General features: G+C 55.0%; 8 protein-coding genes. 7 read left to right on the forward strand and 1 reads right to left on the reverse strand.

Annotated features, from left to right (window positions below; all coding sequences use genetic code 11):
• The first annotated feature begins 150 nt into the window (after positions 1-150).
• Complete coding sequence (locus tag LBW87_RS14835; protein WP_225202258.1) at positions 151-309, forward strand: hypothetical protein; 159 nt, start codon at positions 151-153, stop codon at positions 307-309.
• A gap of 115 nt (positions 310-424) precedes the next feature.
• Here the strand turns inward: LBW87_RS14835 and LBW87_RS14840 are convergent, their stop codons facing one another.
• Positions 425-901 (reverse strand): hypothetical protein, encoded by a 477-nt coding sequence (locus tag LBW87_RS14840; RefSeq protein WP_225202259.1) that lies wholly within the window; start codon positions 899-901, stop codon positions 425-427.
• Positions 902-906: 5 nt separating this feature from the next.
• Between LBW87_RS14840 and LBW87_RS14845 the strand changes: the two genes are divergently transcribed.
• The 6 genes from LBW87_RS14845 to LBW87_RS14870 all read left to right on the forward strand — a co-directional run bounded on the left by LBW87_RS14845 (position 907) and on the right by LBW87_RS14870 (position 5,607).
• Positions 907-1,635: a hypothetical protein gene (locus tag LBW87_RS14845; RefSeq protein ID WP_225202260.1), complete on the forward strand. Its 729-nt coding sequence runs from the start codon at positions 907-909 to the stop codon at positions 1,633-1,635.
• A 101-nt stretch (positions 1,636-1,736) separates the two neighbouring features.
• Positions 1,737-2,747: a DUF2167 domain-containing protein gene (locus LBW87_RS14850; protein WP_225202261.1), complete on the forward strand. Its 1,011-nt coding sequence runs from the start codon at positions 1,737-1,739 to the stop codon at positions 2,745-2,747.
• Positions 2,748-2,756: 9 nt separating this feature from the next.
• Positions 2,757-3,485: a site-2 protease family protein gene (locus LBW87_RS14855; protein WP_225202262.1), complete on the forward strand. Its 729-nt coding sequence runs from the start codon at positions 2,757-2,759 to the stop codon at positions 3,483-3,485.
• 403 nt (positions 3,486-3,888) lie between these two features.
• Positions 3,889-4,191, forward strand: coding sequence for a hypothetical protein (locus LBW87_RS14860; protein WP_225202263.1), 303 nt, complete (start codon positions 3,889-3,891; stop codon positions 4,189-4,191).
• Positions 4,192-4,465: 274 nt separating this feature from the next.
• The gene (locus tag LBW87_RS14865) at positions 4,466-4,699 is read left to right on the forward strand and encodes a hypothetical protein (RefSeq protein WP_225202264.1); all 234 of its coding nucleotides are present in this window, start codon (positions 4,466-4,468) and stop codon (positions 4,697-4,699) included.
• A gap of 167 nt (positions 4,700-4,866) precedes the next feature.
• The gene (locus LBW87_RS14870) at positions 4,867-5,607 is read left to right on the forward strand and encodes a hypothetical protein (RefSeq protein ID WP_225202265.1); all 741 of its coding nucleotides are present in this window, start codon (positions 4,867-4,869) and stop codon (positions 5,605-5,607) included.
• Positions 5,608-6,000 lie beyond the last annotated feature (393 nt).

Consider the following 6,000-nt stretch of genomic DNA (forward strand, 5'->3'; position numbering starts at 1 on the left):
TTCCTTGATCGACAGGCCGACCTTGTTTCAACTGAAATAATGGCCGCCGGCATTGACATCGAACGGTAACCGGGCCGGGGCAAGATACATCCAACCCGAAACGAAACAGCGGATCGGACAACCCGGAACCGACTCACCAAGGAGAACATCATGCGCATCATCACCGCCACCACCGCCGCAATCGCCCTCACCCTCTTCGCCACCGCTGCCCGCGCCGACAGCATCTTCACCGGCGCCATGGACTACGAATCGCCGATCGCCATGATCCTCCACGTGGGCGCCCGCCTTGTCGGGAAGATGTTCTCCTGAAAAGGATTCGCCGCCGAGGGCTAAAAGAAGGCTGGACTTAGGTCCAGCCTTTATTTTTTCTGGCCGACATGCCTCTTGATGACGCCATGCTGACGAAATGCTGACGCGCCGTGTATCAGCCAACTAACACCAGGTCTGGCAATGCAAACGAGCGAGCCGATTTATAACGCGGTACGCACCTTTTTTCTTTACTTTGATTTACCATTAATGAATAGAAAGGGCGAGCCTGGGGAGTCGCCTGCAAACAAAAACTAACTACATCCACGGCATCCGAATCATGAAAAATAACGAAATTCGCCTGCAACCACGTCCGCTCCTGCGTGCGCCCCCTGTTTCCTCTCGCCCTGATATTCCAATCGCGATTCAGCAATAAATTTTTGCTGTTGATGCGAAACGCGTAGCCATCCCCGGAATTTGGATCGGGACGCTTTTTCGCGTGCCGACACCGGATAGATTCATCTGCCAGGGCTTCATTACCTGCATGCCGATACACGTGCTGTGCCAGGCCCAGCCTGACCATCGCCTGTCTGCGGGCGGGGTCGCTCCACGCTCGACAAGATTTCTCACCCACCACAAAAAAACGCCATGACACGCCAAATGCTTCGCATCTTTCGCACCCTCTGTGCATTGACCATCGCTACTGTCCTCACCACCGGATGCATCACCGCCAACAAACAAGCGCTTGCTCCCAACAACGTCGCGGCGCTCAAAGAACAAGGCGTGGTGGCGACTTCGCGCGAGAAGAAGCCTGACTTCGCCGCCATGACTGCCGGTCGCGCCACGTTCGGGTTGATTGGTGCGTTCGTCATGATCTCCGAAGGCAATACGCTGGTTGCCGAAAACGGGATCACCGACCCCGCCAACGAGATTGCCATCTCGCTGGTCAATAACTTGTCGAACCGTTATGGCACGAAAAGCGCTGTCGCTACCATCCCCGTAACAGGTGACGATATTTCCAACCTCTCCGTCGCCCCTGCCGCGCGCTACATCGTCGACGTCCAGACCATCAATTGGGGCTTCGCGTACTTCCCCACCAATTGGACGCACTACCGCATCCACTACGCGGTCAAGGCCAAGCTGTTCGACGCGCAAACCAAGACACTACTGGCAGAAGGCTTCTGCAGGCGCTTCCCGGAGGAGACTCCAACCAGCCCAGGCTACGATCAGATGCTGGCGGACAAGGCCGCAATGATCAAGGCGGCGATGGCGCAATGGCGAGACGAATGCACGGCGGAACTGCAAAAAGACATGTTCCCGACAGAGGCCACGGCAACCACCAACGCCACACCTGCGAACGCAACAGTAGTGTCTAAAGCCGGGACGTAAGCCCGGCTAAGTAAGAAGAAGAAAATCCAGGCCGATGATTCTGCCTGGATTCATGGCAGCAGTTACCGCCACGCCAGAAATTAGAAAAAATAATTCCATCCATGAAAACGCCACATCGTTTCTTCATTGCTTTTTCTGCATTCCTGATCCTCCTCTGTGGCAACGCCAATGCCTTGGATCAAGCGACCGAGGCCGAGCAGAAAGCTGCCGCACAGGAGGCTGAAAAGGTCCTCAAGCATGGCCCGGCCTCCATCGACATCCAGGATCAGGCAAAGCTCGCCCTGCCAGCCAAGACCGCCTTCATCCCCTCGGCGGCGGCAGGCCGCTATCTGCGTTCTCTCGGCAACCGCGTCGATGACCAGGCACTGGTCGGCATCATCCTGCCTACCGACGGCGCCAGTTCATGGATGAGCATACTGACCGTGGAAAAGGGCGGCTATGTGCGCGACGATGACGCCAAGGATTGGAAAGCAGACGATATCCTGAGCAGCCTCAAGGAAGGCACCGAAGCGGTCAATGCCGAGCGCAAGCAACACGGGATCCGCGAGATCGAAGTGACTGGTTGGGCCGAGGTACCCAAGTATGATGCGGTGACACACAAGTTGGTGTGGTCGGCCATCATCGGTGGCAAAGACAGGCACGATGCCGCTGCCGACCTCTCGGTGAATTACCGCACGTTAGCGTTGGGTCGTGAAGGCTATCTCTCGCTCACGATGGTCAGCTCATTGGATCAGCTTCAGCAATACAAGCCCATTGCACAACAATTGCTTGCCGCGATCAGCTTCAATGATGGCAAGCGATACAGCGACTTCAACGCGTCCACCGACCATGTCGCCGAATACGGCCTGGCGGCCCTGGTTGCCGGCGTCGCGGTCAAGAAGCTGGGCCTGTTTGCCATCATCGCCGCGTTCGTTGCCAAGTTCTTCAAGGTGATCCTGTTGGCCGTCGTCGCCTTTGGCGCAGCCTTCAAGAAGTTCTTTACCGGCAAACCCAAGGCTGTGTCCCCTATCGTGTTTCCAGAGGATACGCCAGCTGCTGCGACGCCCGCCTTGCCGGCAACTGAAGCGCCGGCCACGCCGCCGTCGCCGCCCAGGCCAACCGATCCGCACTGACCGGACATCATGATCAAGCTGTTAGTGCTTGCCCTGTCCGGGCTCAAATTCGGCAAGCTGCTGGCGTCCGGCGGCTCCATGCTGCTGTCGCTATTGGCCTATACGTTGATCTTCGGCTGGCGCTATGCGCTGGGCTTCATCTGCATGCTGCTGATCCACGAGTACGGCCATTACTGGGCTGCCCGCAACCGGGGGATGAATGTCGGATTACCGACCTTCATCCCATTCGTTGGCGCCTGGATCGAGATGAAGGACAAGCCACTCGACGCCGAAACGGAGGCCTATGTCGGCATGGCCGGCCCGCTTGCCGGCAGCGTCGCAGCGCTGGCCTGCTATTTCGCGGCCCGGCAACTGGATAGTTCGCTGCTGCTCGCCATTGCATACAGTGGCTTATTCCTCAACCTGTTCAATCTGATCCCGTTATCGCCATTCGACGGCGGTCGCATTACTGCGGTGTTGTCGCCGCGGATCTGGTTCGCCGGTGTTCCGGTGTTGATAGCGCTGTTCATCTATCGCCCAAGCCCTATGCTGATCCTGGTCGCGATACTGGCCTTGCCGCAACTCCGGCTGGCCTGGAATTACGACCCGGGTCACCCGGACAATGCGCGCTACTACGGGGTTTCGGCCGCAACCAAGATTAACTACAGTGTTTGCTACCTGGCATTGATCGCGTTTCTCGCGATGATGACGCTTGGGGTGCATGACATGTTGGGCAATGTGCGCGCTATTCATTCGTGATGGCGCCAGTAGACCGTTGACACGTTCGGTCGGAAAGCCGCTGTTCGCATCAACTTGAGGATCTGTCCGCGGTACACCAGCGCCTGAATTTACGCCTACACGAGCGCCGCGCTCTCCGTCACCATTCCAAAGATGGAAGCACGACATGTTTACCAAGCGAACTATCGTGAGGCAGATGGGAAGGTCTTCGTCACTGTGCACGATCTTGGCGAGAATCCCAAGTTTGGATTAAATCTGGGAATGAACGGTGTTAATCGAAAATATTATCCGATCGAGTTCTGAAACAAGAAAGCAAGCAGGGAAACGAACCGAAGATAGGGGCACAGCTATCGGTTTCGATGTCTGACTGCAGCCAGCAGCTGGACAGCAGATGAATATGACTTGACCACCATTCCCAATTTTGATGAACGACACAATTCAATCTTACCTGCCTGAGTTTGACGGCGGTGTTGTGACCGCCGGCGGCTTCAAGGTGCTGCATGATGCTGAAGGTTATGGTGCCGCATCATCAATCGGCGCTGCCAGCGATTGCCTGGCGAGACTCTGGCGTTGCTTGGGCAATCACCCGCTGATTCTCTTTGCGCCGGGCCAAGGTCCATTTTCAGTAACGACCGGCGATGAATTCAAAGACTGGTGCGAACGACATTTCCCTTTGTCTTTTGGGGAGTTAGTATCGCGTTCAGCTCAAGACCGGACGATGGGCTGACGGAATTTCCCAACGCCTCTCTTTACGTAAGTGCTAACGTCTGCAATCGGCGCCAGGAGCGAACTTCTGTCTTCATCAATGGGAAATACCTGCCTGGATATCGGGGATGGATACTGGCAGAACATTTAAGCGCTTTAGCGAAAAAAGAAATTATTCCGCGTCACCGGGCGGCTTGGTTTTGTTTATTCGCCGAGCAATGGAAAGCGAGTACGTCGTACAAAGATTTTTACATTTAAAATCCGTCAACGAACTTTGAAAATAAAAAGGAAGAACAATGAGTGCAGTAGGGACGGGGTTGTTACTTGCAGGGCTGGCAATAATGGCGGCTGCACAGGTATATGTGACGCTTAAGACATTTGCGGTAAGTGCCTTAAAAGGCGTGTTGTGTTTTGTGATTCCAGGATATGCGCTTCTGATTGCAAAAAGACAAGGCTTCTATGGGAAATTCCTCTTGTCTTATATCTTAGGAATTCTCGGCATAGTGATTGGCGGTGGACTTCTGTCCTAAGCTGAAGTGACAGACCTTATCAGCTCCTGCATCAAAAAAATGGCCCATTGGCAGAGCAAATCGATGAAATAACATTCGGTCAATTTCCAGCTGGCCACCCAACAACATCAAGCAGATCAAACAATATGATTTTTTTTCTTCGCAGGTATGCGCGCCTTTGCAGTGGCATGTTGTTGCGCCTGTCGATCGTCGTGTTGCTATCGGCTTGCCAAGTGACCATGAATGGAGTCACGTTGACTAACGACCAACTGAAGAAGACAAAGCGCATCGTGGTCGTTTCTGTCGCCGCCAATACCGTCACTTTTTACCAGCAACTTCCGCGCGTCATTCAGAATGCCAAAGACGTCTCGTCCTGGCAGTTGGATCGGTACTATGCAGATCGCTTTGCCGACGCAATAAGCAAGACCTTGGGTATCGCGGCCGTGGCCTACCAGGGTGAACTCACCAGCGGCTTGGGCAAGGTCTATGCACCTGATGCATTCCTCCGGGCGGATCGTTTCAACTGGGCTGCAATCAAGGACCCGGTCAAGGCCATTGCCGACGAGACCGGGGCTGACCTGGTGGTGTTGCTGCTCAAGGATGAATTTCAGGATCCCACAGCGCGCTTTCAATTCCTGGTCAGCGGACTTGGTGTATCCGGCAACCGATTTTCTTGTGTGGCCTTTGCGCACTTGACGCTGGTGGCGTTGGATCCCGCAGGCACTGCGCCAGTTGCGGGTGCAAATGTCTACCTCACTGGCAGTGACGGACGCCCCGCCAAGTCCGTACTCCAGGCACCTGTGGAAGCTTGCGCTGACAACCACGAGCCTCTTCCCCCTGCGATTGAGCAGAAGCTGCGAGAAACCTACGTCCGGTTACTGTCTGATCAGGTCGTCAGGCAGACCAGTTCCCGGCTGGTTCAGCAGTGATCCAGCAGGTCGGGAGGGATGATTACATCATAAGCCTCGATCGCCCAGAAACAGACATCAAGCACGGAGAAAAGATGTCGGGATATTCAACAGATGAGAACTACGCAAAGACCGTCCGACTTAGGATTTCTTCGACGGCAAAAGCGATGCTCACAGGAGAACTGAGCTTTCTTTCGGGGACGAGAATACTTGCCTCGTTGCGAAATGAATTTCCGGGGGGAACAGATGATCTGTGACTTCCTGGTGTTCGTTACAATTGACTCGGAATGGAGTGAACCCCTCGGGCTGGACCAAGGCCTGGAGATGAAGTGATACGCTTGTCGAGCCTTCTCAGGAGGAGCGACATCATGGCATCACGAGGTCCCTATCGGCGGCACAGCCCGCAATTCAAGA

The organism is Herbaspirillum sp. alder98, from assembly GCF_020179755.1.
GTDB lineage: Bacteria > Pseudomonadota > Gammaproteobacteria > Burkholderiales > Burkholderiaceae_D > Herbaspirillum.